The following is a 26,414-nucleotide window of genomic DNA, read 5'->3' on the forward strand; positions in this document are numbered from 1 at the left end:
GCCCTGGGACGGCCCGCCCGCGACCCAACGTCGGTCAGTGCCAGTTGACCCTGCCGCTGCCATTCACGCGGATGGAGCGCACGGAGGCGTCGCCCCACAGGTCCACGTCGCCCGACGCGTCCAGCGAGACATTCACGGTGCCGCCCTCGACGGTGGCGCTCGCATCGCCGGAGCCCTCGGAGACCAGGTCCAGGTCCACCGCGCGCAGCTCGCGGGCCTCCAGGTCACCACTGCCTTCCATCCGCACGCTCAGCCGCGAACTGGTGCCCTTCAGTTTCACCCGGCCGGAGCCCTCGCTGGCGACATGCACGTCGCTCGCGGCGCCCGTCCAGCTCAGTTCTCCGGAACCGGACAGGGAGAAGTCCGCCCGCTCCACGAGCACCGAGTCCGGCATGCACATCACCACCCGGCCGGAGCCCTCCACCTTCGCCTCCACCGTGCGGGCTCCGCCGCAGTAGCGCAGGCCGCCCGAGCCCGTCGACTCCAACCGCACGTGCTCCTCGGTCTGGCCGATGAAGCCCTCCACCGTCATCGAGCCGGAGCCTTCCAGCGTCGCGCCCACCAGCCGAGGCACCGTGATTTCCACCCGCGCGGTGCCCTTGGGGTGAAGGTTGCCGTCCGTCACGATGAAGAGGGACGCATCCGGACCCTTGAAGGTGCGCACGTTGTCCTGGAGGTTCGAGTCCAGCGTCACCGTGAGGGTGGCTGTCTCCCCTTCGCGCACCACCACGTCCAGGTTCCCTTCATGGGTCACCGACTGGAACGCCTCCACCTGGCGCTCCTCCGTGACGGTGTCTCCGTTGCCGTGTACGTCGAAGTCACTGCAGCCCGCGAGCCACCACGCCGCGAGTACTCCCGCCGCCACGCGCTTCCACATGTCCTGCCTCCAGTGAAGGGGGCGCGCAGTCCAGGCGCGCTGTCCCTGGAACACCGGGGGCTCCGGAAACTGTCACTCGACCCGGACCTCGGGTGAGGGCAGTCGTGCCGAGGCCACCGCCAGGCACAGCGCCGCCACGACGAAGTAGTAGTAGTTGCAGAACGCTTGTTTGTTGAAGGCGAAGAAGGTGGCGTAGGTGAGGGCCGTGGCGGCGGCGAAGCCCGACGGCGACCGGGGCGCGCGCCACAGACTCAGGCCCAGCACCAGGGCCACCGCGACGAACGGTATCCAGATGGGCGGAGGCGCATGGCCCCGGGCCACCCACGCGGCCAGGTAGCTCAGCGACTCCGTGCGAAACGGCTGGTGGATGTGCAGCGCCACCACGCTGTGGAAGAACGCCTTCACGTCCGGAAGCGCGAACGGAAGGCTCACGGCCAGCGCGGTGGCTCCCGCGCGCCAGAGCAGGCCCCAGAGCCGCCGAGGCTCGGGAACCAGCAGGAAGGCCAGCGGCACGAGGAACACGGTGTGCTGCTTCACGGCGAGCGTCAGCCCGAAGACGTAGGGCAGGGCCCGAGGAAAGCGGAAGGCACAGAAGACGCTCGCCGACAGCAGCATCACGAGGAACGGCTCCGTCCAGGACTGCTCCAGCACGAAGAAGCCGCGCGGCGTGAGCAGGTAGAGCGCCGCGGCTCCCGCGCCCAGTCGCCCGCCACGCGCATACGCCATCAAGCCCGCCGCCACCGCCGTGGCCACCAACTGCGCGTAGCGCGGGTCGCCCGCGAACACGCGGCCGAGCGTGGCGAACACCAGGCTCAAGGGGGGATAGGGGAAGCCGAACAGCAGGCGCCCGTCCCTCGCCAGTCCTTCCCCGTACCAGAGCGTGTGCCCGTAGATGTTGGGGAAGGTCATCGCGAACGGATTGCCGCCGCGCAGCAGCTCGTCCGCGCCCTGGAGCTGGAACACGAAGACGTCGATGCTCGGCGACGGGGCATGCCGGAGAATCCATCCCCCGAGCAGCAGATACACCCCCAGCAGCACGGGCACGCCCACCTGCCGCAGTCGCTCCGGCCCCGCCAGGAGCGCTCCCGACACGAGCGCCGCAGTGGCGAGGTGCCTATGGAAGGGCGCGAAGGGCCAGGGGCCGTTCAGCCGCAGCGCGGACGAGGGGTAGTCCGAGAGCAGGGCCTGGAGCTGCCACAACAGCGCCACTCCCAGGAGCAAAGCGAGCACCGGCTCCGCCCACCGCCAGGGACGACGAAAGCCCGGGCCGACCACGGCCAGCAGGCTCAGGCCCAGGCACCTCGTGAGGCCTTGCAGGGAGTCCTCGCGGAGCGTGCCATTGGTGAGCTGGAGCGTCAGGGCGAGCACCGAGGCCGCCGCCAGACAGAAGACGGGGAGTCGCCAGGGGTCAGCGAGGGGTGGCTGGGGGAGCGACGGCGTGGACTCCATTGCGCGCGTTATACCCGCTCTCGCGCGAGGGAGGGGCCGTCAGCCGCAGCGCGGCAGATGGATGCTGAAGGTCGTTCCGCCCGCCAGGGTAGAGGTCACCTCGATACGGCCTCCGTGCGCCCGGGCAATCTGGTCCACGATGAAGAGGCCCAGGCCGACGCTGCGCCGCTCCACTCCGGCCTCCGTGCCACGTCGCATGGGTTCGAAGAGGGTGGGAATCACGTCCGTGGGAATGGGCGGTCCGGCGTTGTTCACCCGAAGCACCAGCTCCAGGGGGCTGCCCTCGCTCAGCACCTGGATGCGGGCGCCCGGCGGGCTGTACTGCACGGCGTTGGAGAGCAGGTTGTGAATCACCTGGGCGATGCGGTCCGAGTCCAGGGCGCCCTGCCCATCGCCGCGCGCCTCGACCTCCAGCAGCCGCTCCGGCATGACGGCCTGCACCTCATCCACCGCCTGCTGGGTCAGTTCATGCAGGTCCATGACCTGGCGCTTGACGGGCATCACCTGACCCATGCGCGTCTGGGTGAAGTCGAGCAGGTCCCGGATGAGCCGCTGCGCGCGGTCCGCCGAGTCCACGATGCGGCGGATGGCCTTGCGCGCCCGCTCGTCCAGGTCCGTGCGTCGCACCAGCGTGGAGGCGGAGAGGAGGATGGCGTTGAGCGGATTGCGGAGGTCATGGCTGACGATGCCAATCAACTGCTCGCGCAGCAGGGCCGCTTCCTTCGCGCTGAAGAGCTGTGCGTCCCTGCGCTCCAATTCTTCCTGGTTCTCGAGCTGATGGCCGATGAGCTCCCCGAGGTGACGGAACATTTCGAGCTTGTCCTCGGCGAGCAGGGCCGGGTTCGCGTCCAGCGCGCACATGACGCCGAAGAAGGAGCCATCCCTGCGGTACACGGGCACGGCGATGTAGCTCTCCACGCCGTAGAGCCTGGGCGCGGGGTGGTTGGCGAAGCGGGGGTCCTCGCTCGCGTGATTGACGAGCAGCGGCGTCGCGGAGACGCGGACCGTGTTGCAGAAGGTCGTCGTGATGGCCAGCGTGTCGCCCGGATTGAGGCCGAAGTTCATCTCGTCCAGCACGGCGCAACACCGCCACTCCTGGGCGGTGACGCGGGCGACGACGGCCAGCCGCAGCCCCGTGGTCTGCAAGAGCACCCGCAGCACCGTCTTCACGGCGTCGATGCGCGCGATGGCCTGGACGTCCGCGGTGAAGCCGACGGGAAGGGCCGCGGAGTCGACCGGCGGCGGGCGGGCTGGTGCGCTTTCAAAGGCGGCCATGGGAGCTGGAACAGTGGCCTGGTCGCTCATCATTTCACCCCTTGATGCCCTTCTGATGGCCTCGGGGCCCCGAGCGCTCGCGTGCGGGCCACACGGCGCTTGCCGGGGTGCTGGCGCGGCGGAGGGGCTTGCGGGCGAAGTGTGGAGTTCCGTGCCCTGGGGCGGATTTGGCGCGGGGTGAGGCAACCCAGGAGGCCCGCCCAGGGAGCGAGCGAGTAGAATCCCGCGCTGTCGGCACGGAGCCAGGGGGGGCAGATGGCACGAGTGCGAACACCTCCAGGGGGCGGCCATGCGTGAGTCCCCGTCGACGTCGGAGCTGCTGCGCCAACTGGCCGGGACGACGAGCGAGGGCACTGGTGAAGGTGTCGCGCGGCTGCGTGCGCGGGCGGACCTGGTCGACGCGGCTCGGGAGGCTCTCGCGGGGGGACAGGAGCGGGAGAAGGTCCTGGCGCTGCTCGCGATGCAGGGGCTGGATGCGCGCGGAGCGCAAGACCTCCTGCTCTCGGCGATGGGCGATGCCTCCGCCCGCGTCCGGGCGATGGCTGCGCGGGGACTGGCCCTGGCGCCACGACAGGTGGCCTGGAGTCACCTGGTCACCGCGCTGGCGGATGCGGACAGCGCGGTGCAACGACAGGCCATGGAGGCCCTGGCTCGACTCGACGTCTCCGAAACGGGAGCGCTGCTGGGCGCGCGCTTCGGTTCCGCGACGGAGTCGGAGCGGCTGAACATGCTCGATGTCGCCAGGGAACAGGAGGCACACACCTGGCTGGCCCTGGCGCGGCAGGGGCTCGTGGACGCGGCGCCCTCCGTCCGGGCCGCGGCGGTCGCGGCGATGGCGACGGTGGAGGACCCGTCCGCGGACCGCGTGCTCGTGGAGGCGCTCCAGGACGTGGATGAGCAGGTGCGCCTGTCGGCCGTCGAGGCCCTCACCCCGCGCGCCTCCCTTCCCACCACGCCGCTGCTGCCGCTGCTCGCGGATGCGTCGCCCACGGTGCGGATGCGGACGGTCCACGCGCTGCTTCGTCGAGGAACCTCGGACGGCTGCGAGCAGCTGGTTCGCCTGCTGGATGATCCGCTTCCCCCGCTGCGCGAATTGGCCATCCTCGCGCTCGGCCAGCTCGGCTGCCGCGCGGCGACCTCCCGGCTGGTCGACGAAGCCCGCCGCGCCTCCGACGCGGAGGAGCGCGCCGCGCTCGTCACCGCGCTCGGGCGTCTGGGCGGAGGCGAGGTGGAGCCCGTCATCCAGGAGGCACTCCGGGACACGTCCGCGCCCGTGCGTGCGGCGGCGGTGGTGGCGTGGCCTCGCGTCGTCGGACTGGCGCGGGCGCTCGCCCCGCTGCGGGGACTGTTGCGTGCCGACCCGGACTGGCAGGTGCGCTCCCAGGCCGTGCTCGCGCTCACGGGCGCGGCCTCCGAGGCGGACGAGGACCTGTCCCTGGCCCTCACCCGCGACGTGGACCCGAGGGTCCGCACGGCCGCGGCACGGGTGCTCGCGGACAGGGCGGGAGAGGTCGCGGAGCGGGCCCTGGTGAAGGCGCTCTCGGACCCGGAGCCCGAGGTCCGGTTGAAGGCGGCGCGCTCGCTGGGGCGACGGCTGGCGGTGGAGGCCCATCCCGTGTTGTCCGCGCTGGAGGGCTCGGAGCCGCGCCGCGATGTCCGGGCGGAGGTCCGACTGGCGCTCTCACGTCTGGAGCGGGCGCGCACGGGTGGCGATGAAGAGTCACCTCCGGAGCGCGAGCTGTATGACCCGGCGGGGCAGGGGGTGGCCTTCGCCACGTGGCTGAGAGACCCTGACTGGTATCCCGTCTCGGACCGCCTGGTGTTCTACCGGGAAGGGGCGCTGGAGAGCATCGACCTGGATGAGCACGTCCAGGTCCATGACTACTCCGTCGATGTCGGCCACCTGCGACTGCGACGCGAGGGGGCGCCAGACCTATTGACCGCGTTCCAGGTGGAGCGCACGACCTGGCCGACCCCGGAGCAAGGCGACCAGCCCTGCTACCGGCTGGAGCTGCACACCGACGTGCTCACCGGCACCGGCCAACCCCGGGTCTTCTATTGCTTCGACGTCCGCTAGAGTCACCGCGTTGCCCGCACCGTCCTTCGTCTCCGAGGCTCCATGCGCCACGCGGCTCTCGTGCTCGTCCTCCTGCTGGCTTCCGCGTGCCGATGCACCGAATCCGTGCGCAGCGAAACCGTGGGCTCCGCGGTCGTCACCCACGTGCGGAGCTGCGAGGCGCTCGACTGGGAGAACAACTCCTGCCGGACGGACTCCGTCATGACGGTGGGGAAGGTGCGCATCACGGAGGTGAACTCCGTCTCCGCGAGTCCCTCCCAGAACCGGGCGCTGGTGAGCCTGCGAAACGGTACGGCCGTCCTCGTCGACACCCGGTCCGGAGAGAGTCTCAGCCGCTTCCCCGTCTTCGCCTCGGCGCAGGAGTGGTGTGGTGACTCGGCGCTGATCGTCACGTATGCCCTGGCGAACTTTGGCGTGACGGAGGGCTACAAGGGCACCACCCTGGAGCTGGTGTGGTTCGAGAGCGACACGGAGGTCCGCCGGGCCGTGGTCCATAAGGGCCTGCGCCCCGTGCCCCGCGTCCTGTGCGGGCCCGCTCACACGCTGGCCTTCGCGTTGGAGGGCGAGAAGCGGGAGGACCCGCCGGAGCTCTACCGCTGGAGCGAGCGCGAGGGACTCCAGCTCGTGGAGACCTGGCCCGGGCCCCTCGATGAGGGGGGACCGCCGGCCCTCGTCCTCTCCTGGGCCTCCTCGGGACGGCCCTCCTGGTGCGCGCTCCAGCCACCGTATTCCCAGAACCGCTGCGTTCCGCCCGCGCGCTGACCCGCACGGTGCGCAGCGGGTCGCCCCCTGGTGGAAAAATGACCCCACCTCCGAAGACTTGAAAGCGACCCCGTTCTCCCGCCGCAGGCCATCGGAAACCGGGAGACCGCATGAAGACCAGGTCGCTGTTCGCCGCGCTGGGGTGTCTGTCCTTGGGTGCCGTGGGGTGTAGCTCCGAGGGGCCTCCTGCCCAGAGCTGGGAGGTGGGCTCGGGGCTTCGGCTGGATGACGACAGCGTCGTCAGCGTCGCGTACGGCTCGGGCCCTGGCACGGTGGTGGAGGGCAATGACCCCCGGCTCGCCGACGCACGCACGCCCCTTCCAGGCCATGGGAGCTACATCCAGAACGGGACGCAGGCCCAGGACGCGTCGCTGTCCCTGTCGGGCGCGGCCAGCGCGAAGTCCGGCCTGTTCGTCAATGGGGCGGCGGAGGTCATGACGCCCGTGCCGCTCCTGCGCGTCACGAACACGAGCGCGAGCGCGCCCGTCTGGGACGCGCTTCCCCTCTTCTCCGTGGACTCGTCGGGCGCGTTGCTGGCGCGGGGGGAGCTGGGCCGTGGCCTGGTGCCGATGAGCGGCGCCGGGATGCGGTTGATGTGGTCCCCCGCTCGCGCCGCGTTTCGCGCGGGTTACGCGGAGGACGAATGGAATGAAGCCAACCTGGGGTTCTATTCCTGGGCGGGTGGGACGAAGACCCGGGCGAGCGGCCACGCCGGCTTCGCCTTCGGCGACCAGTGCCTGTCGAGCGGCACGGGGGCCGCGTGCTTCGGCTCGCAGAACCAGACGCCTGGCACCGTGAGCTTCGCGAGTGGCGCGAACTCCATCGCGAGTGGCTTCGGCTCCGTGGCCATGGGCTTCACCAACAACGCCACGGGCCAGGGCTCCATCGCGGTGGGATATCGCGTCTCGGCCAACGCGGACTACAGCACGGCCCTGGGGCATCGGGCGTCGTCGGGCGGCTTCTCGGGCTCGTTCATCTGGGGAGACGAGTCGACCACCTCGTTCGTCAGCAACACCGGGGCGAACCAGTTCATGGTGCGCGCGGCGGGCGGCGTCGCTCTGCGGACCAACGCCACGTTGACCACGGGCTGCAACCTGCCGGCGGGCTCCGGCGTGTTCAGCTGCACGTCGGACCGTCACCAGAAGGAGGACTTCCGCCGCGTCGATGGAGAGCAGCTCCTGGCGAAGGTGGCGCGGCTCCCCGTGGAGACCTGGCGCTACAAGGAGGAGGCCTCGGGCGTGCGTCACCTGGGGCCGGTGGCGCAGGACTTCCGGGCGGCCTTCGGACTGGGAGTCGATGACACCAGCATCGGCATGCTCGACATCGACGGCGTCAACATGGCCGCCATCCAGGCCCTGGAGCGACGCACCCGCGAACTCCACGTGCGGGACGCCGAGGTGGACGCGCTGAAGGCGGAGCTGGCGGAGCTGAAGCGCGGCGTGGCCGAGTTGAAGGCCGCGATGTCTCGCGACCGCTGATGGGGCCGCGGCGGGCCCACCGGCAAACCCCGCGTCACATGTCCGTCGTGTCAGAAGACGACAGTCCAACCGGGGCGACGGACCTGCTCCTTCACGTACGAGACGCCGTCCACCTTCAGCCCCTGGGCATCGAGCAGGTTGATGGAGCCGCCCTGGTTGGTGAGCTCCACGGGCTTCTGGACGCGCAGCACGCGGGTGGCGCCGGGGGCCAGGTCTCCGCTCAAGGTCTGCTGGTGTTTCTTCCGGTCCGCGAGCACCCAGCCGGAGAGGGACACCGGTGCGGGTGACGTGTTGAGGAGGGTGACGGTCTCCTGCTCGGGCGCGTGGGTGTCGTTGACGAGCGCGGCGATGATGCGCACCAGGCCGTCATGCTGTTCGGGCACGGGCGTGGTGAGGGCATGTCCCGTGCGGTCGTCGGTGTGCCAGACCTGGGACTGGAACTTGAGGAAGATGCCCACCCACTGCTCGGGCTCCGCGAAGTGGAGGAGCACGCCGCCGTCCTGCCACACGCCATCCTGGCTCGCGAAGGAGGAGTGGTTGCCCTGGTTCATGTGGATGTCGTGGATGCCGCGTCCGGGGCTGAAGCCGAAGTACTTGTCCTTCGCGCTCTCCGGTCCCCACGTCTCGCCGAAGGCGTAGACGGTGGCCTGCTCGTCCGCCATGGCGCGCTGGAAGAAGTGGTCCAGCTTCTCGTTCAAGTCGTTGTCCGGCCCCGGCACGTTGGGCGACAGCGCCTTCATGAGCGAGCGGTCGAAGAAGTTGCCCCGGATGTAGTCGAGCGCGCGTCCGCCACCTCCTCCAGGCAGGGCCGTGAAGCCGAGCGGCAGGGCCTTGAGGGCGTCGGTGGATGGATGCCGGAAGTTCTCGTCGACCAGGTACTCCAGGTCCGACGGCGGCAGCTTGGAGCTGACGTTGATGGCGATGCGGTGGTCCGCGTCCTGGTCGACGAGGCGGACCTGATAGTGGGGACTGGGACCGGAGCCCAGCCGTCGCGCGATGGCGGAGCCCTTCAATACTCCGTAGTTCTTGAGCGGCATGCGTGATTCCTCCTCCCGGGGAAGAGGCGTCACGCGCCGGATGTCTCGCGGCCCGTGTCGAGGGCCGCACGGAGCCCGGACCGACACGGGCGCGCCTGGACGCCGGGCTCCTCGCGGCGGGGGCTACGGCAGCACGGCGCGAGGCCCCTTGTGAGGCTTCGCGGGGGCCTCCACCGTGCGCAGCGGCGCCGCGTCGCCGTGGGCATCACGGCGATACACGGTGATGGTGCCCGAGCGGGCGTTGGCCACCCGCAGCTCCTCGCCCGCCGCATCCAGGGAGACACCGGTCGGCTGGTCCAGCTCCGTGGCCTTGCCGTGAAGCAGCCGCAGCGGCTTCACGTTCTCCTTGCCCGCGAGCAGCGCCTCCACCGAGTACACGGCCACCGTGTCCGCCCCGTAGTCCGCGACGAAGAGCTCCTGGTGGGTGACATCGAGCGCCAGGCCCGAGGCGCGGTTGAGCTTGAGTTGCTCCCCCGTCCACCGGGCGAGCGGCGCCGTGTCGCCTTCCGCCGTCATGTCGAACAGGGAGAGGAAGGCTCCCCGGCCCGTCTTGCTCGCCGCCGTCAGCCCCGTCACCTGCGCCTTGCCGGAGCCCGCCACGAAGAGGCGGTGTTGCTTCACGTCCAGCGCCAGTCCCAGCGGGCCGGACAGCCCCGTCTTCCTTCCGGAGAGCACGCGCGCGGACTGGAACTCGCCCTTGTCATCGCGGCGGAAGACGGCCACCGAGTCCCCGCCGCCGTTGGCCACGTAGAGCTCGTCGCGGGCCGGGTCCAACACCAGCGCCGTGGGCTGCTCCACGCCCTCGCGCAGCGTTCCCACCGTGCGAGTCGCCTCCTGCTCCGCCAGACTGAAGCGCACCACGGCGCTGGCGCTCGTGTCCGCCACCAGCAGCTCCTGGTGCTTCGCGTCTCTCGCCAGTCCCCAGGGCTGCTCCAGGCCCGACGTGAAGCGGGACTCCAGGGTGGAGGCGGGCAGCACCTGACTTCCACCCTGGCCCGGGAAGGGGCTGGGCGGTGAGCCGGCGAAGCACTGAATCCAGAACCACAGCTCGAAGTCGCCGCCCTGTCTGCCGTCGCCCCGGTTGGGATAGCCGATGGCGAAGCGCCGCTGGAGCGACTGGGAAATCACCTCGCCATCCAGGACGCGGAAGCCGTCGCGCGAGTGGATGAAGCCCCCCTGGACCCGCAGCTTCGCGAGCATCCGGGCGTTGTTGAAGTTGTCGATGTTGTACGAGCGCAGCAGGTCCATCCACCGGTAGGACTCCAGGAGGGGGACCCAGACGATGTCCGTGCCGAAGATGCGCGCCTCGCCCCTCATGTGGAAGGTCTGGTGACCCACGAAGCCCGGAGCGCGGCCCATCTGCTGCGTCCAGTAGGTCACGTCCGGGGTCGTCAACGGATAGACGACATCCAGTGACAGGGTGACGACCGGCGGCGGCAGGGGCAGGGGCGCGCCCGAGGGAGCCAGAAAGGGCGCGAGCTCCTCCGTGCAGATGATGCGAATCCCCTGACGGAAGAGGCCGAAGGGGTCGAACCCGAGCAGCCCATCGTTCTCCAGCACGAACTGGGGATTGGCGGCCAGCTCCACCCGGGCCACGTGGACGGAGGCCTCTTCACCACTTTCCAGGCCGGGGCGTGCGCTGAACACGATGGGCGGAAGCCGGGTCGGCTGCTGCGCGTCCTCGACGAGCACCGCCGTCACCTGCTGGGCTTCCGCCCGGGAGATGACCCAGCGCACCGCCGCGATGCCTTGCGCGTCGGTGCGGATGAGCAACGACGGACCCTCCAGCGCTCCGTCCAGGGAGCGCAGCCGGGCTCCATCCTGGGGCTGGACCAGGCGGAAGTGGACGATGGCGTTGGCGACCGGGTTCTCTCCGGTCATCACCGCGACGATGAGCGGCGTGGGCAGCACATCCCCTGAGTGGGCCTGCTGACCATCTCCACCGAGGTACAGGAACGTGCGCTGTCGGCACAGCGTGTCCAGCGCCTCCTGCACCGTGTCGGCGCTGAACAGCGTCTGGCAGCCTCCGGGCTGATAGGCGACCCGGTCCGCGCGGCTCAGGCGCGCGGTGAAGACCAGGGGAAGGTGGACCTCGCGGAGGTTGCCGCCGCCGTCCGCCACGAGCAGCCGCGCCTCCACCTGCTGCGTGGCGTCGTTCTGGTTCGGCAGCCACTCCACCTGGACGATGCCGTCCGCGTCCGTGGGGACGATGATGCTCTCCGTCCAGGGGTTGCCCGAGCCCGCGAGGCGCACGCCGTTGTACTCCCCCCGGGCGTCGCCCAGCACCCGGAAGCGCACCGTCTGGTTCGCCGCGCGGCGCTGGTGACGGGCCACGCCCACCCGCAGCGGGCGCGGGAGCACTTCACCGGGCATGGCCTCCTGCCCGTCGCCCCCTTCGTACGTGAGCACCAGTTGCCGGCTCAGCGTGTCGAGTGCCTCCTGGACGGTGTGCGTCTCGTTGAGGATTTCCTGGGCCGTGTCCGGGGCGTACGCCACCTTCGAGGCGACGCTGAGGCTGGCGCTGTAGCGCAGCGGCGCGTGGACCTCCTCGTTGCCATGGTCCAGCAGCCGCGCCTCCACCACCTGGCTGTGCCGGGGGTGGTCCACCGTCTGCCACCCGTCGATTTGCGGCGTCCACCAGGCCTCGGCGATGCCGCTGACGTCGGTGTAGACGACGATGGTGGTGCCGGTGTTCGCCGGCCTGCTCACGTCCTCCAGCGTGCCGTTGCCCTCGGACGTGACGACACTGAACTGGACGCGCGCGCCCTCCACGGGAATCCGCCCGTTGAACACTCCGGCGCGCAGCGGACGCGCGAGCCGCGCGGGAGGAGCGGGCGCCCTCGTGGGCATCACCTCCTGGCCATCGCCTCCGGCGTACACCAGCGTCTTGTGCTCGGTGAGCGGGGCGAACAGCTTGCGGCAGTCATGCACCGTCCAGCCGAGGTTCGTGCGCTCCATCACCGCGAGCGCGCAGTAGTGGTGCCGGATGCCGTGTGCGGACTCGAACGTCGGGACGCCCGCGCGCTGTGGCCAGAGCACGCTGCGCGTCACGGTGCGCGCGGGGATGAGCCAGTAGTCGCCCGTGCGGTAGTGGCCCGCGGTGAAGCGCACCTGCACGCCGCTCTCCAGCGGAATCCAGCCGCTGTCAGGACTGGTCGGGTCGGCGGCCGGAATGACCTCCACCGTGCCCGTGGTGCCCACCGTGTCCCAGCCGCGCACCGTGAGCGCGCCGGAGGGCAGGGTGACAGGCCACGTCGCCGTGTCGATGGTGATGCGATTGCCCGTGACGGCCTCCACCCGGACCAGCTCGCCGGGTTCGCCGCGCAGCACGCGCGCCTCGTTGGTCAGCTCCAGCCACTGGTTCGGCTGGAAGCGCCGGTAGCCATCCTTGCCCGGCTCGGCCACCACGAGGAGGCGGTCGTCGACGTCCACCGACTCGACGCGGGTGTAGAGGATGCCGTTGTCGCGAGACCACTTGAAGGTGGCCCGGCCGCCGCTCGTGTTGGCCCGGTGGACCTCCACCCGATAGAGCTGGTTCTCCAGTCGGCGGTAGCCCGCCTCCGCCGCGACGATGCACGGGTTGTCGCTGACCTGCTCGGGCTCGCCGCGCGCCGCCAGCGTGCCGGTGCTCGTCAGCTCCGCGGGCGTCCACTCGGGGGTGCCGAAGGTGTGGCACGGCACCGCCTCCACCGGCCCGGAGGCCTGGTCGCCCGTCAGCGGATACATCCGCGCCTGCCACACGGTGCGGGTGCGCGTGGCGGTGTCCGGTCCGCCCAGCGCCACCTCGCGCAGCTCCGAGTCCTCCAGCGCGGTGACGTGGCGCCGCCACACGTCCAGGAACGCCAGGTAGCGCCCGTTCACCTCGGGCAGCGGCACGCCGGGCAGGTCCGGCTGCGCGCCCAGGGCCTGCTCCTGCTCGTTCTCACAGAGGATGCCGTCCACGTAGTAGTGGCCGCGGCGGACCAGCAACTGCCCCTCTATCAGGACGACGGCGAACCCCGTCTGGTCCGCGGGCGTGCCCGGCTCCTGGGGCGTGCCGCTGGAGCCGATGATGTCCCGCCAGGTCGTCTCGTCCAGGTACCGCTGGATGTCGACGTGCTCGTTCCAGTCGGCGTCGAGCTGGACGCGGCCCTGCTGCATCCGCACGCCGGAGTAGTGCTTCGCGGGCCGGAAGGTGTTCCGGCTGAAATCACCCTTCATGGCGTCTCCTCAGGTCACGAAGAAGAACCCGGCTTCGAGTCCGAAGCGCAGGTAGTCAGTCAAGCTGGCGCGGAGGTTGGCCTCGCGCTGCGGTTGTTGAAGGTGGTGGAACACGCCCATCTCCCCCTCGTCGCTCGCGCCCCGGCGGATGCCGGAGTCGGTGTCATCCCGGAGCTGGCAGTAGCCGGGGTCTCCATAACGGTCCGACGTGAAGACGGGCTTCACGCGCCGCTCCACTTCCAGGCGCACGTCGTCGGGCGCGTCCTCGGCGTAGGCGGGCTGGCACCGGAAGCGCTGGGGCACGCGCGAGCCCGGCGGCACGTACGAGAAGCGCACGCAGCCTTCCTGCCGCTGCACCACGTCGACCCGGCCGGTGAAGAGCGAGTCGCTGCCGAGCACCAGCACGGTGGCCTCCACGCCCCCCAGCACCGTGCTGGCCAGCACGTGCAGCGCGCCCGTCCTGCCGGCGCCCTCGTAGGACTCCACCGGCGGATCCTCCACCGGCCCCGGCAGGGGTGGCAGCGGCTGGAGCGCCAGGCCTCCCAGCCCGTCCACGATGCAGTCCTCCAGCCGAAGCGTGGAGGCGCGGCCCGTTTGAATCGGCCCGGTGATGCAGCGGCTCAAGAGGACGGTGCAGTCGCCGTCCTTCGCTCCTCGCACGACGAGGCTCGGCGCCTGGGTGCGCGGCTGTCCGTCGGGCATCAAGTCCCGCCCTGGGACCAGCGTGCAGTGCCGCAGGTCCAGGGTGGCGTTGTCGGCGGCGTACACCTCCAGCACGCCACCGCGCACCAGCAGTCCGCTGAGCACCAGCGTGGCGCCCTTGCCCAGCCGCACCACGCACCGTCCGCCCTGGAGGTCGAGGACCGGGCGCTGGAGGTTGGCGGCCCGCAGCTCCAGGCGCGCGCTGGACGCGACGTTCAGCGTGGTCAGCGGATAGCGCTCGCTGTCGAGCACCTCCACCAGCGCGTCCGCGCTCGCGGCGCTCGTGTCCGTGGCCAGTTGCACGGAGGTGAAGGGACCGGCCCGCGTGTCCACGCGGTAGGCGTCACGCTGCTCCAGCGGGAGGAGCGTCTCCTGCCGGTCATAGAAGCCGCCGCCCACCTCGCTGCTGAAGCCGTAGGCGTAGCTCACGTACAGCGTGTCGGGTACGGGCCGGCCCTGCGCGAAGGCCAGCCGGCCGAGGACCGGGTCCACCGCGACGAGGATGTCCCGGTTCACCGGTGGGGCGTTCGGGTCGGTGCCGGGATAGGGGAGGGTGGCGGCGGGGCGGTGCCAGGTGGACAGGTCGCAGATGACGATTTCATCCGGGGACACTTCCTCGAGCGTGTCCGGCGCCGTCTCGCGGTGGAGCGAGAAGGGGGGCGCGGCGCCAAAGGCGAGCTGCTCCGGCGTCCGGTCCTGCGCGAGCGCGGCGCGGCGGGCCTCCAACTCGTCGTACAGCGGGCGGCGGCGCAGCGGGCCGGGCACGTTCAGCTCTCCGGCGAGCGAGCTGAGCGTGGTCTCCGACTGCGGCAGGTTGAACAGGTGGGTGTCGCTGCCCAGGACGTTGAAGCGGAAGAGGCCCGCTTCCGTGGCGCCGGGCTCCGAGCCGGGGAGCACGCGGAACGCGGGCGCGAGCACCACCGGGTACGCCTCCAGTCGCCACAGGAAGAGGCCGACGTTGGGGAGGTTGTGCTTGCCGCGCTGGTTGTCGATGTGGCGCACGTCCACCGTGCGTGTCGCGTCCTCGAAGGGCGAGCCCACCAGCTCCAGCGCGTTCGAATCTCTCAGGTCCGGGGTGCGCAGGCTCGTGGGGCGCGGGTGGTTGACGTGCTGGGTGGTGCCCACGCGCTGGAAGAACTCCACCGCGCGCGCGGGCCAGCCCGTCACGTCGCGCGCGAGCTGCTCCAGCATGGCCGCGGTGCCCTTGCGCCGCCGGTAGGCCAGGGAGTTGGCCACATAGGCGCGCTGGCTGAAGAGGCCGGGGTCCACCGGCACCAGATCGCGCACCTTGAGCAGGTCGCCGATGTACGGCACCACCCACTCCTGGCACGTCTCGATGAACCAGTTGTCGTGGAGCTGGCCGATGTCCTCTTCGAGCGCCAGGAACTCGCGCTCCATGACGGCCAGCAGCGCGCGCAGGGGCTCGCCCTGGAGCGTGTCCTTGGCGCGATGGATGGCCGGCAGCAGCTTGTACAGCCTGTCCTGCGGCGAGGGGCTCACGGGCTCACCTCCGATTCCACGACGAGCGTCACGCCCCGGTTTTCACCCTGGAGCGACGGGTCCAACAGGAGCAGCTGCGCGGGCCGGAGCGTCGTGCCCTCCCACCGCGCGCCCCGGGCCCTGAGCAGCGAGAACAGCTTCTGGGCCGGCACCGCGGGCGTCGTCGGGTGCAGCCGCTCCAGGTCCACCATCACCACGCCGGGCACGTCCTGGAGGACGCGGATGATTTCCGCGCCGCTCACCGCCTGGGCGAACTTCCGCCGCTCGAACGAGAAGGCGTCGCGCAGCGCGGCCTCCGCGCGGGCCAGCACGTCCTCGGGCAGGTAGCGCGCGTCCAGCCGCAGCCGGGCCTCCATCGCGAAGTAGAGCTGTTCGTACGAGGAGAGCGCGAACTGGCGGACCGGGTCGTGGTGCGTGCGCAACGCTTCCTTCAGGCTCTCGTAGAGCAGGGAGTCCTCGGCCACCGGCCCACCGCTCTTCGCCGCGACGGTGACGTGGACGAGGATGCGCTCGCCGTTGGTCAGGTCCGCCGCCTGGGCCTTGCCGATGCCGGCGAACGTCGCGGCGAAGTCCTCGTAGTCCTGCAGCGACACCACGCGGCGCAGCGTCAGCACGGAGGCCGGAGCATTGGCGCGCGCGTCGTCGCGAGACTCGGGCGCGGCGGCGCCGGTGGCCGGGAGCGGGTTGGTGACCTCGCGGATGCCCAGCGGCCTCACCTTGAGCAGCGCCAGTTGTCCCCGGTCCACCTCGCCCTCCGGGCCGATGCCGGAGCGGTACACCGCCGTCACGTTCTCCTGGCCCGTGGGCAGCCGTGCGCCGGACACGCCGTCGCCGAAGGTCACCACCACGGAGCTGTCGTCCTGGATGCGCACCATGTAGACCTCGGCGCGCGCGTCCTGGCCGAAGAGGGTGGGCACCTCCTTCCAGAGCACGCCGTTGACCCGGACCTCCAGCGTGCTCTCCCCGCCCGTATCGGTGGGCGCGGGCACGTGGGTGAGCGGCGGCTTGCGCAGCACGAAGCGCTGGAGCATGCGCGAGCCATCTCCGCCCCCGAGCACCTCGCGCACCGTCTCGCCATGCGTGGAGGGCAGCACGTTGCCGTAGATGCTGACGGTGGAGCGCACCAGCTGCGTGGACAACTCCTCCGTCAGCACCAGTCGCGTGCGTCCATTCGCCAGCGGCTCCGCGCGGTCCAGCACCACCACCTCGCGGACCCACTCCCCTGACTCGGAGGTCTCCCGGTAGGGGCGGCCCTCGACGAGCAGCACGTGGCCCGGCTCCAGGCCCTCCACCGCGCGGTCCAGCTCGATGTCATTGCCGCCCACCGGGTCCGTCCGGGGCATCTCGCCAATGGGCAGCTCCTCGCTCTGCGCGAGGACGACGGTGCTGCGCAGCGGGAAGTAGGACAGGTGCTCGTTGGTGTCGAACGTGAGGCGCGACACCTTGGCGTTCATCGTGAAGTCCTCACGCGCCCAGGGCTGGATGTCGGTGATGCGATACAGCTCCACGTACTTGGACTTCCAGAGCGCCACCCAGCTGCCGAGCACGAGCGTGGGGTACTCGCGGTCCAGGTCGACGATGCCCTGGACGGCCGTCTGGTTCTCGAAGTGGGGCCACTGGGTGAAGCGATTGTCGCCGGGCCTGTAGTCCGGGTTGTAGAGCTTCTTGATGTCCTCCGGCATCGCCTTGAAAGACGGCGCGTTGTAGCCGAAGAGGTTGCCGCGCAGCCGCAGCACATAGGCGCGCGGATGGTCCGCCGGGTCCACGCGAGGCGTGTCGCTGCCCAGCCCCGGCTCCCACTCCACCACGGTGTGGTTGAGCGCCGGCTCCGTCGGGTTCGTCACCCGGGTGACGCGCGTCACCCAGCGCAAGTCCCACTGCTCGCTGCCGGGAACCGTCTCCCGCTCCTCGCCCACGAGCAGCAGGGCGTCTCCCGGTTGGATTCCGGGCTGGATGCCCTGGAGGTAGAGCGTGTCCTCGCCGCGCAGCAGCTCTTGCGGCTGCGTCCTGGGCACCTTGAGGACGTTCCACTCCGCGCGCGCCTCCATCGCCTCCGTCGTCTCGAAGGTCTGCGGCCTCGCGTCCTGTCCGGGGATGCTGAGCACCTGCACGCCCACGGGCACCGTCACCCGCGTGGGCGCGCCGGGCGCCGTCTCCACGGTGAAGACCAGGTACGTGCTGGCGGCGACGCCGGGCTTGAGCTCGTAGCCAAGCTGCCGCGCCAGCTCCAGCACCGAGCGCCGCTCCGTGGCGGTGCGCAGGAAGCCCTCGTTGGCGATGCGCTCCTGGTAGAAGGTCAGCACGTCCGCGGCAGTGGCCCACGCATCCAGCAGCGCGATGGACAGGTCCTCCGGACTGCGCGTGGACAGCGAGGCCAGGGGTCGGGTGCCCTGGAACTCTCCGTCCGGGAGGAACTCCGTCGGCAGTCGCGCCAGCATGCGCTGGAAGAAGCTGGAGTGCGTGCCGATGCGATACGCGAGCGCGGGTTGTCCCGGCCGGTTGTAGAGCGGCGTGGGCTCCGGCGGGCCCCGGTCCTCACACGCCTCGCAGTCCCCCGAGCCCTTGGCTGACGTGCTCACAGGCCCCCCTGCATGAAGAAGTCGAGCTGCCCGTTCTCGGGCTGGCTCGGGTCATTGTCGAGCCGGGCGATCTCCAGCCGCTCCATGGCGATGAGCCCGTCCTTCCACTCGTCGCGCGGCACCTGTCCGAAGCGGCGGAAGCGCTGCGGCTTGCCCGGCGCGTCCTCCGTCTCCACCCACGCCACCCCGGGGACCTTCATGGCCGTGGCGACGAGCTGGCTCAGGTACACGGGCTGGCCGAAGGAGAAGTTGTCCGGGTGGAAGAAGCCGCGCTGTCCGCCCGGCAGCTCCGCCGTGCTGAAGGCCTCCAGCAGCGCGGCCTTCACGTTGGCGGCGAGATATCCCGGCGACACGCAGACCGTCATGGCGATGTCCAACGGGACGAAGAGGGGCGCGTCGACGCGCAAGTCGTAGCCCGCGAGGCGGAAGCGCTCCAGGAACGCGGTGAGCCGCTCGGAGAAGTCCGCGTCCACGGGGAAGCCGCCGCGCCGGTCCACGGTGACGAACATGGTGTGCCAGCTCCCCGTCCACCGCAGGCTGCCCACCGCGCGCTGCACCTCGGGGTGGCGCTGGGCCACCTCCGCGTAGTCGTCCTCCGTCACCGCGCGCTGCTGGACGCGGAAGGCCTCTGGCGCGTTGACGCGCACCCGCTCCACGGACTCCGGCTCCACGCCGCCTCGGGCGGGCAGCGGGTTGCGCACGCGCAGGATGGCAGCGCGCCAGTCGCCGCCCACCGGCGAGTACAGGTGGGAGATGGACTCCGAGCCCACGTTCCCGGAGGTGCCGTTGCCGATGCGATATGTCGCCGATAGCGCCACGTCGGGGCTGGGGCGCTCGCCGAGCACGTTGTCTCCGAAGCGCAGGCGGGCCCGGCCGTCGTCCTCGACCTCGGCGACGAACTCGCGACTGAACCGGCCGCTGTTGAGCAGCGTGCGACGGGGCGTCCACACCCGCCCGCTCTCCGCTTCTCGCAACCAGATGGCGGGCAGCGCCTCTTCGGCGGGCGTGCGCAGCGCCGCCGCCGCGGAGGCCGTGGGGTCCACCGCGCGGCGCCCGTCCACCCGGGACACCTGGGTGAGCGGCCCGCGCGCAAGCCTGGGACGGTAGCGGCCCTCGACGGACACGGTGGGCAGCGCGTCCGTCAGCGTGCGGCCGTGGTCCACCAGCACCACGTTGCCGCGTGCCACGCTCACCGGCGCGGCCTGTCCTGGTGGGTCCTCTGTCTCGCCCGTGGAGTCCAGCGGAACGCCCACGCTCCACAGGCACAGCTCGAAGGGCAGCGCGTCCTCGGGGCCCCACGCCACCTCCACCACGTCCAGGTCCATCAGCGGGTCGCGGGTGAACTCCACCTGCGTCAGCCGCACGGCGTGGCGGCGCGACGGCTCGGCGTCCACCACGCGTCCGGTCTCCGGGCTGCGCACCTCTTCCAGCAGCAGCACCAGCCCGGGCGTGAAGTTCTTCGGAGTCATCACCCGCTGCGCCGGGTCGGAGTCGAAGGGAGGATTCAGGAGCGTGGCGGCGGTGGCGCCCTGGGGCAGACAACACCGGTCCTCGCCCCAGGTGTGGAAGACGATGCGGCCATGGCCGGCATGGAGGGTGGCGGGGTGGAGCGACTCGAACACCTCCGCGCCCGCCGTCACGGCTGCCTGGAGTTGCCGTGCATCGAGCACGCGCGGAGCGTCCACGGTGGTGGCGAACATCGCGCCCGGCGTCACGTCGGTGGGCCCGGGCAGGGCCCAGCCTTCCGCGCCGGAAGCCACCTGCACCGTTACCCACGCGCGCGCGTTGCCGCCGTCGTGCATGGGGTAGTCCAGGAGCTTCGCGTGGCGACGCACGGAGGTGCGCTTCCGCGCGGTGCCCAGGTACGCCTCGGTGGCCACCGCGTCCTGGTAGTAGCTGAGGTAGTCGGCCGAGTAGGCCATCAGCTCCACCAGCGTCACGCCCAGGTCCGCGGGGTTGCGCTCCTTCCACTGCGGCGTCACCTCCGACAGCCTGTCCAACAGCAGGCGCCGGAAGCTGGCGTAGTCCCGCGTGAGGTAGTCGATGGGCGGGTCCTCGCCCGAGGGTGCGTCGGGGTGCTTCGGCGGGGCGCAGTCGAACTCGCTCGGACACTCCACCTTGAAGGTGAAGTCCACGCGGGACAGGGGCGCGTCGAAGTCCGCGGGTGGCACCGTGTCCAGGAAGCCCCGGAGCAGCGCCAGCGTGTACGTGGAGAAGTCGCCCGAGGAGGTGGTTCGCACCACCAGCGTCTGCTCCGTCTCGTGCGTGCCGTTGGCCTCGTCCAGCTCCTTGCGCCGCGTGTACTCGGCCCGCTCGGCGGCCGTGGTGAGTGGGTCCGGAGGCGCCAGGTCCATGCGGAAGGCCAGGGCCACGCCGATGTCCTTGAGCCGCACGCCTCCGGTGATGGAGACGTTGTCCGCGTTCAGGGTCGCGGGCAGCGGCTTGTAGCAGCGCACCCATAGCGTCCGCTGGCGCTCCAGGCCGAGCGCCTCCGCGTCCTCGTCGAGCACCTCCAGATAGTCGATGCCGTTGAAGGTGGCGTGGGCCTCCACCAGCCGGCGTCGCTGCTCGCTCTTGCAGACGTAGCGCGCGCCCATGTCAGAGCTCCCTCGTGAACCGGGCCGTCTGACGCTGCTGCGTGCGGCGCACCACGTACCGCACCGTCACCTGGAGGGTGGCCTCCACGCTGAGCGTCTCCACGGCCTCCACCTGGATGAGGTCTCCCAGCCACTGTTGGAGCGCGCCCTGCACCAGGAACTGCGTGGCGGTGGCCAGCTCGGAGCTGTTGGGCGCGAAGACGAGCTGCCCCAGTCCGGTGCCGAACGTGGGCCGGTTGACGCGCTCGCCCGGCGAGGTGAAGAGCACCTGCTCAATCAGGTGCCGCACGTGCGTGTCCAGGTCCGCGTCCGCCGTGCGGCCCCGTCCATCCAATCGGTATGGGAAGGCGATGTGCATGGCTCAGGTTCCCTTCACCCGGACCTGCGTCATCACCACCTGGGGCGGTCCCAGGGGCGCGGCGCCAATGGACATCCCCACGCTGTTCTGCAGGATGACGAACTGGCCTCCCGCGCGCACGCGCACGGCGGGCACCAGCCACTTCACCTGCACGCAGGGGCCACTCGTCTGCGGCGGGAAGGGGCATCCGGTCACGAGATACTGGTCCGCCATGGTGGCCACGGGCTGGCCGCCCACCTTGACGCGGGGATTGCCGGGCGTGGTCTGCATCTGGCCCCCGTGCGGACACATCACCGTGGCTCCGACGTGGAGGAAGAAGGCTCCCATGGCTAGATGACCTCCAGCGCGCCGTTGTTGACGTTGACGCCCGTGGGACCGAGCTTGATGTTGGCGGCGCCGAACGACAGCTCGATGCCGGTGGCGCTGAGCACCACCTTGGCCGTCCCCCCGTGGTCGATTTCGATGCCGGCCGCGGTGAAGGTGGCCTTGAGCGGCATGGGCACGGCCGGAGGGCTCACCTCGATGGTCAGCCCGCCCGCGCCGGGCAGGTCGTCGAGCTTCAGGGTGATGGCGTCCGTCTTCCACACCTTGGTGGTGGGCAGGCCGGGGGTGGCCGGGGCCTCGCCCTCGCCCCAGAAGCAGCCGGCGACGATGGGGTAGTTGAGGTCTCCGCGCTCGAACTCCACCCAGACCTTGGCGCCCGTGGGCGGCACCGCGAAGAAGCCCTTGCCGCTGCCGCCATAGGGCATGCACGGCATGGCCCAGCCCAACTGGCTGTCGCCCAGCACGGTGGGGACCTTCACCTGAACGCGGCCCATCATCAGCGGGTCGATGTTGTTGACCACCTCACCGCGGTACTTCCCGAAGTACGTGCTCATGGCGGCACCACAGGGGTGAGCGCTCCGGTCCCCTCACGCGTGAGCGTGAAGCGCTGCTTGTATTCACCGGGGCGGATGGAGTGCGTGACGTTGCGCACGTAGAAGAAGCCGTCGTGTTCGAAGCCCGCGCCGCGCACACCCACCAGACCTCGCGGGCGCAGCATGTCGCCGTAGCGCGTGGCATCCAGCTCCCCGGAGCCCGTGAGCACCTGGTCCGTGGACGCATCCGTCTGGCCCTGCGCCTGGGCGAAGGCCGCGATGTAGCCCGCGCCGTCCGGCACGTCCTCGAGCAGCGAGGTGCGCACGCGGGACTGCGACAGCAACGCGGGCTGACTGGCCAGCGGGGGCACGCGCAGGCTCGCGAAGGTCTTCACCGGGAGCGCCCGGCCGAAGGCGATGGCCTGCCCGCTCACGGACGTGGACGCGAGCGCGTTGTACTGGAAGTTGATGGAGTCGACGTTCGTCTGCGCGCCCAGGTTCACCGACAGGGCCCGCTGGGGAATGCCCAGCCGGTTGGGCGGGCCCCAGTACGCGGTGTTCGTCAGCGGCGCAGGGCCGGGCGTCACCTGGAAGACGTAGCCGTAGCGGCTCGCCATCTCCTGGAGGTAGGCGTAGTCGGTGCCTCGGAAGACGGGCGTGCGGTAGATGGGCAGCGGCACGTCCAGCGAGGGCGGCGGGATGATGACGGGAATCAGGCCGTACTGCGCGTAGCTCAGGACGAGCTGCGCGATGATGATGGGCTCCACCTGGGCCGGGTGCTCGTGGACCTTCTGGTCCAGGTCCATGGCGGTGCTGATGTCCTCTCCTGTGATGGTGAGCGTGGAGGCGCCGGGCTGCTGTGACGGGGTGAGCGTGCGGTGGGTGATGAGCCCGTCGAAGAGCACCTGCGGAATCACGTTGAAGGTGACGAGCAGCACCACGCGGTTCATGGGCTTGAGCAGCGGGTGGCCCACCAGCCCGTAGTCCAGGAGGTGCATGGGGCCCGAGCGGCCCACGCCGAACGTGAGCTGGAAGCCCGAGCGGCCCTCGTCGTTGTGGGTGACCTCCACGTTCTGGAGGGACTCCATGAACGACGCGGGCGCGGGCACCGCCACGGTGGGGCCCAGCATCAGGGTGAGGTGGATTCCCAGCAGGCTCATCGCGCGCTCAGAATTCCGGCATGGCGATGCGCACCACGGAGCCCGTCTCGCGCATCAGGTCGAAGGGGTTGAGCGTGTCGTTGGCGTCGCAGACGCGCCAGAAGTGCTCCGGGTCTCCCAGCGTGCGGTGCGTGAGCAGGTCCAACCTGTCTCCCTCGGTGACGGTGACTTCGGCGAGGACCTTCAGGGCATTGCCCGCGGGGATGAAGCGGCGGCGCTTGTAGGCCGCCACGCGCCCGTCGGGGAGCGTGAGGGTGGCGGTTTCCAGGGAGGCGTAGCGGCTGGTGGGGTCGAGCATGAAAGCTCCCGTGAGGCGTGGCGCTCAGCGTGGCAGCGAGGCATTGGCGACGCCGGAGATGCTGCCGACGACGGCCATGGCCTCCTTGACGACCTGGTGCGTGAGGAAGAGGGCGTAGCCGGGGTGCAAGAGGGGCAGGTCGTTGTAGGAGAGGACGCGCAGCCCCAGGGACACCTTGGCGCGGATGGGATTGAGGTTCGGGTCGAACGCTTCCTCGGTGATGGTGAACTCGGTGAGCTTCACGGGCAGCACCCGCTTGGGGCCCCAGATGAAGAGCGTCAACGGCGCGGTGGCGGGCACCACTTCCAGCGTGCCCACCTGCATCAGCACCGCGTTGAGGATGACCTGCGCCGACTTGGGATAGATGAGCATCTCCAGCGAGGACAGCTGGGGGTAGATGCCCAGGCTCCCCGCGATGGGGTCGCCATTGGCGAGCTGGTCCGTGGCGTCTATCTCCACGTCCACCCGGATGTTCTCCACCGGAGGACCCGCGAGCCGCAGGGCCTCCGTGCGGTCATTGCCGCCGTCGCCCGACATCTGGGGCGTCAGCGTGCGCGTCATCGTGTCCGGGTTGTATTGGAACACCACCAGGCTCGCGACGGGGTTGAACGGGTCCACCGCGACGATGGCGCCTCGCTGCGTGCGGGGTGTGCGTGGGAACGAACTCATGCCGTCACTTCCCCTGTCCCAGGCCCGAGTACACGGCCCGCGCCACCTGTGCGCCCAGCGACTGGGGCGCCGCGTGCGGCGTCACCTGCACCGCGCCCGCGTCCAGCCGGGCCACCTCGCCGCCGGCAAGCCCTTGTGGCAGTCCCTCTGTCGCGAGCAGCCGCGTGAGCTCCTGTCGCACGGCCTCGCCCACCTGCTCGCGGTGGGCGGGGGCGATGCCGTGGAGCACCAGCTCGTCGATGTGCAGGCGGATGCGTCGTGGCGTCATGTCCACCCCGAGACCTCGGCTTCCGCCAAGGGCTTGTCGAGCTTGCTGAACTCCGAGCGCACCGCGCGCTGGAGGTGGCCCATCCGCACCGGCTCGTTGGCGTCGGCGGCCAGGAAGGCGGCGTTGAGGGCGATGGTGCGGATGTTTCCGCCGGTGACGCTGAGCCGGGCCAGCCGCGTCATGTCCAGGCCCTCGGTGGGCGTGGCGGCGGGGAACATGCGCCGCCAGATTTCCGCGCGCTGGGCGGCGTCCGGGAAGGGGAACTGCAACACGAAGCGCAGCCGGCGCAGGAAGGCCGTGTCCAGCGCGTCCTTCATGTTCGTGGTGAGGATGGCCAGCCCGCTGTAGGCCTCCATCTGCTGGAGCAGGTAGCTCACCTCGATGTTGGCGTAGCGGTCATGGCTGTCGCGCACCTCGGTGCGCTTGCCGAAGAGGGCGTCCGCCTCGTCGAACAGGAGGATGGCGCCACCTTCCTGGGCGGCGTCGAACACGCGGCGCAGGTTCTTCTCCGTCTCGCCGATGTACTTGCTGACCACCTGGCTGAGGTCGATGCGGTAGACGTCCAGCCCCAGCTCCAGCGCGAGCACCTCCGCCGCCATCGTCTTGCCCGTGCCGCTGGCGCCGGAGAACAGCGCGCTGATGCCCAGGCCCCGCATGCCGCGCGCGGCGAAGCCCCACGTCTCGTACACGCGCGTGCGCTGCCGCACGCTGGCGCAAATCTCCCGGAGGATGGCCTTCTTGTCCGCGGGCATCACCAGGTCGTCCCAGCCCGCCATGGGCTCCAGCCGCTGCGCCAGTTCCTCCAGGCGGGGACGCGACTGCACGCGACAGGCGGCCCACAGCGCGGCGCCCAGCGAGGCCTCCTCCTGGAAGGGGCCGCGCTCGTGGACCTCCAGGCTGGCGGCGCGGATGGAGCGCAGGGGCAGGTCGAACTGCGTGGTGACGCGCTCCAGGGCGCCATTGAGCGGCACGGCCGCCTCCGAGCCGAGCGCCTGCATCCAGAGCACCTGCTGCTCTCCGCGCGTGGGCCGCTTCACGTCCAACTGGAGCGAGGCCCGGTGGCGCAGTCGCAGGGGCTCCCGGGCGGAGATGAGCACCATGCCCTGGAGCCGCTCCGCGAAGGCCGTGGCCAGTCGGAGGGCTTCGGCTCCGGTGCTCTCGTCACACTCCAGCAGCAGGCCGCTCCCCAGGAGCAGCGCCTCGCGCTCCCACAGCCGGGCGAGCGTCGCCCGCTCCTCCGCGCCCGAGGGAAGCAGGCCCGCGCGGGCCACGTGGAGCTGGAGGCCCAGGGACGCGCACGCGGCGCTGGCGATGGCCTGGGCTCCTTCCGGCTCCACGCCACAGAGCTGGACCACGGGAGAGGGTGCGCCCGCCGGGGGCTCGCGCTCCCACAGCCGACGCAGGCGCTCCGCGAGCTCCTGGTGTGAGGGCGGCAGGGCTCCCGGCACGGGCACGGGCGTGAGGAACTCCTGCAGCCTCCGGTCCAGGTACGACAGGCCCGCGAGGTAGTGGAGGATGCGCTCGTCGATGCGCAGCGGGCTGGTGGTGAGCTGCTCGCCCGGGGCCAGGGACACCAGCTCCCAGCGCCGCAGCGCCGCCACGGGTGTCAGCGCGCTCCAGTGCGCTCCGGGCAGCGCGGCCAGGGCCAGTCCGAAGGTCGGCCACGTCCGACGCGGGTCCCCGTTCATCGCGGCGAACAGGGGACCGAAGCCCGTGCCCAGCTCCAGGCTGGCGCAGCACAGCAGGATGTCGCGCTCGAAGGCCGACAGCCGGAAGGCGTCGCACAGGCTCTCCAACGCGGAGGGCGCCGGCATCGTCGACTCGGCCTCGGTGAGCGCGGCGAGGGCGGCTTCGACGTCCCGGACTTGCTCGGGCGGCCCCTCTTGCTGGACGAGCGCATGCTGGAGCAATCGCGCGCGCACCACGGCGAGCGCGGCGGCGAGCTGTCGCTGGTTGGCTGCCTGCCAGGAGTGGGGGAGCGGGAGGTTCATGTGACGGTCACCCGCTGGGACACGTCGAACACCGGGGGCGTCTGGGTCCGGTCGATGAGGAGCGAGTCCACGCCGTCCACCCGCAGCCGGACGAAGTGGTCGCCTGCGGAGACGTCCCGCGCGGTGAAGCTGATGCTGTCCACCGGCACTGCGCGCTCCGGGGCGGGCACTTCCTTGCCGCCGAGGAGCAAAGAGACGCGCTGCTCCGGGCGGGCCCGAGGCTGGAAGGTGAGGGTGAGCGTCACCTCGTCGCCGGGTCCGCGCGGGGCGGGGTTGGGGG

Annotated in this window: 20 protein-coding genes; 3 read left to right on the forward strand and 17 right to left on the reverse strand. The window is 70.8% G+C overall.

What is annotated here, in order from left to right; all coding sequences use genetic code 11:
- Positions 1-34: 34 nt before the first annotated feature.
- The 3 genes from FJV41_RS31020 to FJV41_RS31030 all read right to left on the reverse strand — a co-directional run bounded on the left by FJV41_RS31020 (position 35) and on the right by FJV41_RS31030 (position 3,601).
- Positions 35-877: a GIN domain-containing protein gene (locus tag FJV41_RS31020; RefSeq protein WP_141646203.1), complete on the reverse strand. Its 843-nt coding sequence runs from the start codon at positions 875-877 to the stop codon at positions 35-37.
- 72 nt (positions 878-949) lie between these two features.
- Positions 950-2,326, reverse strand: coding sequence for a hypothetical protein (locus tag FJV41_RS31025; RefSeq protein ID WP_141646204.1), 1,377 nt, complete (start codon positions 2,324-2,326; stop codon positions 950-952).
- Between the two features lie 39 nt (positions 2,327-2,365).
- Complete coding sequence (locus tag FJV41_RS31030) at positions 2,366-3,601, reverse strand: GAF domain-containing sensor histidine kinase (RefSeq protein ID WP_141646205.1); 1,236 nt, start codon at positions 3,599-3,601, stop codon at positions 2,366-2,368.
- A 289-nt stretch (positions 3,602-3,890) separates the two neighbouring features.
- Here FJV41_RS31030 and FJV41_RS31035 point away from each other — a divergent pair, with 289 nt between their 5' ends.
- From FJV41_RS31035 to FJV41_RS31045, 3 genes are all read left to right on the forward strand, one after another.
- Complete coding sequence (locus tag FJV41_RS31035) at positions 3,891-5,678, forward strand: HEAT repeat domain-containing protein (RefSeq protein WP_141646206.1); 1,788 nt, start codon at positions 3,891-3,893, stop codon at positions 5,676-5,678.
- Between the two features lie 42 nt (positions 5,679-5,720).
- Positions 5,721-6,440: a hypothetical protein gene (locus FJV41_RS31040; protein ID WP_141646207.1), complete on the forward strand. Its 720-nt coding sequence runs from the start codon at positions 5,721-5,723 to the stop codon at positions 6,438-6,440.
- Between the two features lie 110 nt (positions 6,441-6,550).
- Entirely contained in the window at positions 6,551-7,918 is a 1,368-nt protein-coding gene (locus FJV41_RS31045) for a tail fiber domain-containing protein (RefSeq protein WP_141646208.1), read from the forward strand.
- A gap of 50 nt (positions 7,919-7,968) precedes the next feature.
- Here the strand turns inward: FJV41_RS31045 and FJV41_RS31050 are convergent, their stop codons facing one another.
- The 14 genes from FJV41_RS31050 to FJV41_RS52555 all read right to left on the reverse strand — a co-directional run.
- Complete coding sequence (locus FJV41_RS31050) at positions 7,969-8,955, reverse strand: DUF2278 family protein (protein ID WP_141646209.1); 987 nt, start codon at positions 8,953-8,955, stop codon at positions 7,969-7,971.
- A 123-nt stretch (positions 8,956-9,078) separates the two neighbouring features.
- Positions 9,079-13,155 carry a DUF6519 domain-containing protein gene (locus FJV41_RS31055; RefSeq protein ID WP_141646210.1) on the reverse strand — a complete coding sequence of 1,359 codons (4,077 nt, stop codon included), beginning with the start codon at positions 13,153-13,155 and terminating at the stop codon, positions 9,079-9,081.
- Between the two features lie 9 nt (positions 13,156-13,164).
- Positions 13,165-15,357 (reverse strand): hypothetical protein, encoded by a 2,193-nt coding sequence (locus FJV41_RS31060; RefSeq protein WP_141646211.1) that lies wholly within the window; start codon positions 15,355-15,357, stop codon positions 13,165-13,167.
- Positions 15,354-17,936 carry a putative baseplate assembly protein gene (locus FJV41_RS31065; protein ID WP_141646212.1) on the reverse strand — a complete coding sequence of 861 codons (2,583 nt, stop codon included), beginning with the start codon at positions 17,934-17,936 and terminating at the stop codon, positions 15,354-15,356. The genes FJV41_RS31060 and FJV41_RS31065 overlap by 4 nt, the downstream gene beginning before the upstream one ends.
- Positions 17,933-20,533: a putative baseplate assembly protein gene (locus FJV41_RS31070; RefSeq protein ID WP_141646213.1), complete on the reverse strand. Its 2,601-nt coding sequence runs from the start codon at positions 20,531-20,533 to the stop codon at positions 17,933-17,935. Before FJV41_RS31070 ends, FJV41_RS31065 begins: the two co-directional genes overlap by 4 nt.
- 1 nt (position 20,534) lies before the next feature.
- Complete coding sequence (locus FJV41_RS31075; protein WP_141646214.1) at positions 20,535-20,891, reverse strand: GPW/gp25 family protein; 357 nt, start codon at positions 20,889-20,891, stop codon at positions 20,535-20,537.
- A gap of 3 nt (positions 20,892-20,894) precedes the next feature.
- Positions 20,895-21,218 carry a hypothetical protein gene (locus FJV41_RS31080; RefSeq protein ID WP_141646215.1) on the reverse strand — a complete coding sequence of 108 codons (324 nt, stop codon included), beginning with the start codon at positions 21,216-21,218 and terminating at the stop codon, positions 20,895-20,897.
- A 2-nt stretch (positions 21,219-21,220) separates the two neighbouring features.
- Positions 21,221-21,769: a phage baseplate assembly protein V gene (locus tag FJV41_RS31085; protein ID WP_141646216.1), complete on the reverse strand. Its 549-nt coding sequence runs from the start codon at positions 21,767-21,769 to the stop codon at positions 21,221-21,223.
- Complete coding sequence (locus FJV41_RS31090; protein ID WP_141646217.1) at positions 21,766-22,908, reverse strand: hypothetical protein; 1,143 nt, start codon at positions 22,906-22,908, stop codon at positions 21,766-21,768. Before FJV41_RS31090 ends, FJV41_RS31085 begins: the two co-directional genes overlap by 4 nt.
- Positions 22,909-22,915: 7 nt before the next feature.
- Positions 22,916-23,206 carry a hypothetical protein gene (locus FJV41_RS31095; protein ID WP_141646218.1) on the reverse strand — a complete coding sequence of 97 codons (291 nt, stop codon included), beginning with the start codon at positions 23,204-23,206 and terminating at the stop codon, positions 22,916-22,918.
- A 24-nt stretch (positions 23,207-23,230) separates the two neighbouring features.
- On the reverse strand, positions 23,231-23,875 hold the full coding sequence (locus FJV41_RS31100; RefSeq protein WP_141646219.1) for a hypothetical protein: 645 nt from the start codon (positions 23,873-23,875) through the stop codon (positions 23,231-23,233).
- A gap of 4 nt (positions 23,876-23,879) precedes the next feature.
- A complete protein-coding gene (locus FJV41_RS31105; protein WP_141646220.1) occupies positions 23,880-24,143 on the reverse strand; it encodes a hypothetical protein in 264 nt (87 codons plus the stop codon).
- Positions 24,140-26,134: an ATP-binding protein gene (locus tag FJV41_RS31110; RefSeq protein ID WP_141646221.1), complete on the reverse strand. Its 1,995-nt coding sequence runs from the start codon at positions 26,132-26,134 to the stop codon at positions 24,140-24,142. The genes FJV41_RS31105 and FJV41_RS31110 overlap by 4 nt, the downstream gene beginning before the upstream one ends.
- Positions 26,131-26,414: DUF8756 domain-containing protein (locus tag FJV41_RS52555; protein ID WP_220137907.1), on the reverse strand; the 284-nt coding region annotated here is incomplete at its 5' end. The genes FJV41_RS52555 and FJV41_RS31110, both read right to left, overlap by 4 nt.

This window comes from Myxococcus llanfairpwllgwyngyllgogerychwyrndrobwllllantysiliogogogochensis, from assembly GCF_006636215.1.
Lineage (GTDB): Bacteria > Myxococcota > Myxococcia > Myxococcales > Myxococcaceae > Myxococcus > Myxococcus llanfairpwllgwyngyllgogerychwyrndrobwllllantysiliogogogochensis.

Excerpts from the sequence above, each read along its gene's own strand:
- FJV41_RS31020 (WP_141646203.1), bottom strand. The coding sequence starts at position 877 with ATGTGGAAGCGCGTGGCGGCGGGAGTACTCGCGGCGTGGTGGCTCGCG.
- FJV41_RS31025 (WP_141646204.1), bottom strand. The coding sequence starts at position 2,326 with ATGGAGTCCACGCCGTCGCTCCCCCAGCCACCCCTCGCTGACCCCTGG.
- FJV41_RS31030 (WP_141646205.1), bottom strand. The coding sequence starts at position 3,601 with ATGGCCGCCTTTGAAAGCGCACCAGCCCGCCCGCCGCCGGTCGACTCC.
- FJV41_RS31035 (WP_141646206.1), top strand. The coding sequence starts at position 3,891 with ATGCGTGAGTCCCCGTCGACGTCGGAGCTGCTGCGCCAACTGGCCGGG.
- FJV41_RS31040 (WP_141646207.1), top strand. The coding sequence starts at position 5,721 with ATGCGCCACGCGGCTCTCGTGCTCGTCCTCCTGCTGGCTTCCGCGTGC.
- FJV41_RS31045 (WP_141646208.1), top strand. The coding sequence starts at position 6,551 with ATGAAGACCAGGTCGCTGTTCGCCGCGCTGGGGTGTCTGTCCTTGGGT.
- FJV41_RS31050 (WP_141646209.1), bottom strand. The coding sequence starts at position 8,955 with ATGCCGCTCAAGAACTACGGAGTATTGAAGGGCTCCGCCATCGCGCGA.
- FJV41_RS31055 (WP_141646210.1), bottom strand. The coding sequence starts at position 13,155 with ATGAAGGGTGATTTCAGCCGGAACACCTTCCGGCCCGCGAAGCACTAC.
- FJV41_RS31070 (WP_141646213.1), bottom strand. The coding sequence starts at position 20,533 with ATGGGCGCGCGCTACGTCTGCAAGAGCGAGCAGCGACGCCGGCTGGTG.
- FJV41_RS31075 (WP_141646214.1), bottom strand. The coding sequence starts at position 20,891 with ATGCACATCGCCTTCCCATACCGATTGGATGGACGGGGCCGCACGGCG.
- FJV41_RS31080 (WP_141646215.1), bottom strand. The coding sequence starts at position 21,218 with ATGGGAGCCTTCTTCCTCCACGTCGGAGCCACGGTGATGTGTCCGCAC.
- FJV41_RS31085 (WP_141646216.1), bottom strand. The coding sequence starts at position 21,769 with ATGAGCACGTACTTCGGGAAGTACCGCGGTGAGGTGGTCAACAACATC.
- FJV41_RS31090 (WP_141646217.1), bottom strand. The coding sequence starts at position 22,908 with ATGAGCCTGCTGGGAATCCACCTCACCCTGATGCTGGGCCCCACCGTG.
- FJV41_RS31095 (WP_141646218.1), bottom strand. The coding sequence starts at position 23,206 with ATGCTCGACCCCACCAGCCGCTACGCCTCCCTGGAAACCGCCACCCTC.
- FJV41_RS31100 (WP_141646219.1), bottom strand. The coding sequence starts at position 23,875 with ATGAGTTCGTTCCCACGCACACCCCGCACGCAGCGAGGCGCCATCGTC.
- FJV41_RS31105 (WP_141646220.1), bottom strand. The coding sequence starts at position 24,143 with ATGACGCCACGACGCATCCGCCTGCACATCGACGAGCTGGTGCTCCAC.
- FJV41_RS31110 (WP_141646221.1), bottom strand. The coding sequence starts at position 26,134 with ATGAACCTCCCGCTCCCCCACTCCTGGCAGGCAGCCAACCAGCGACAG.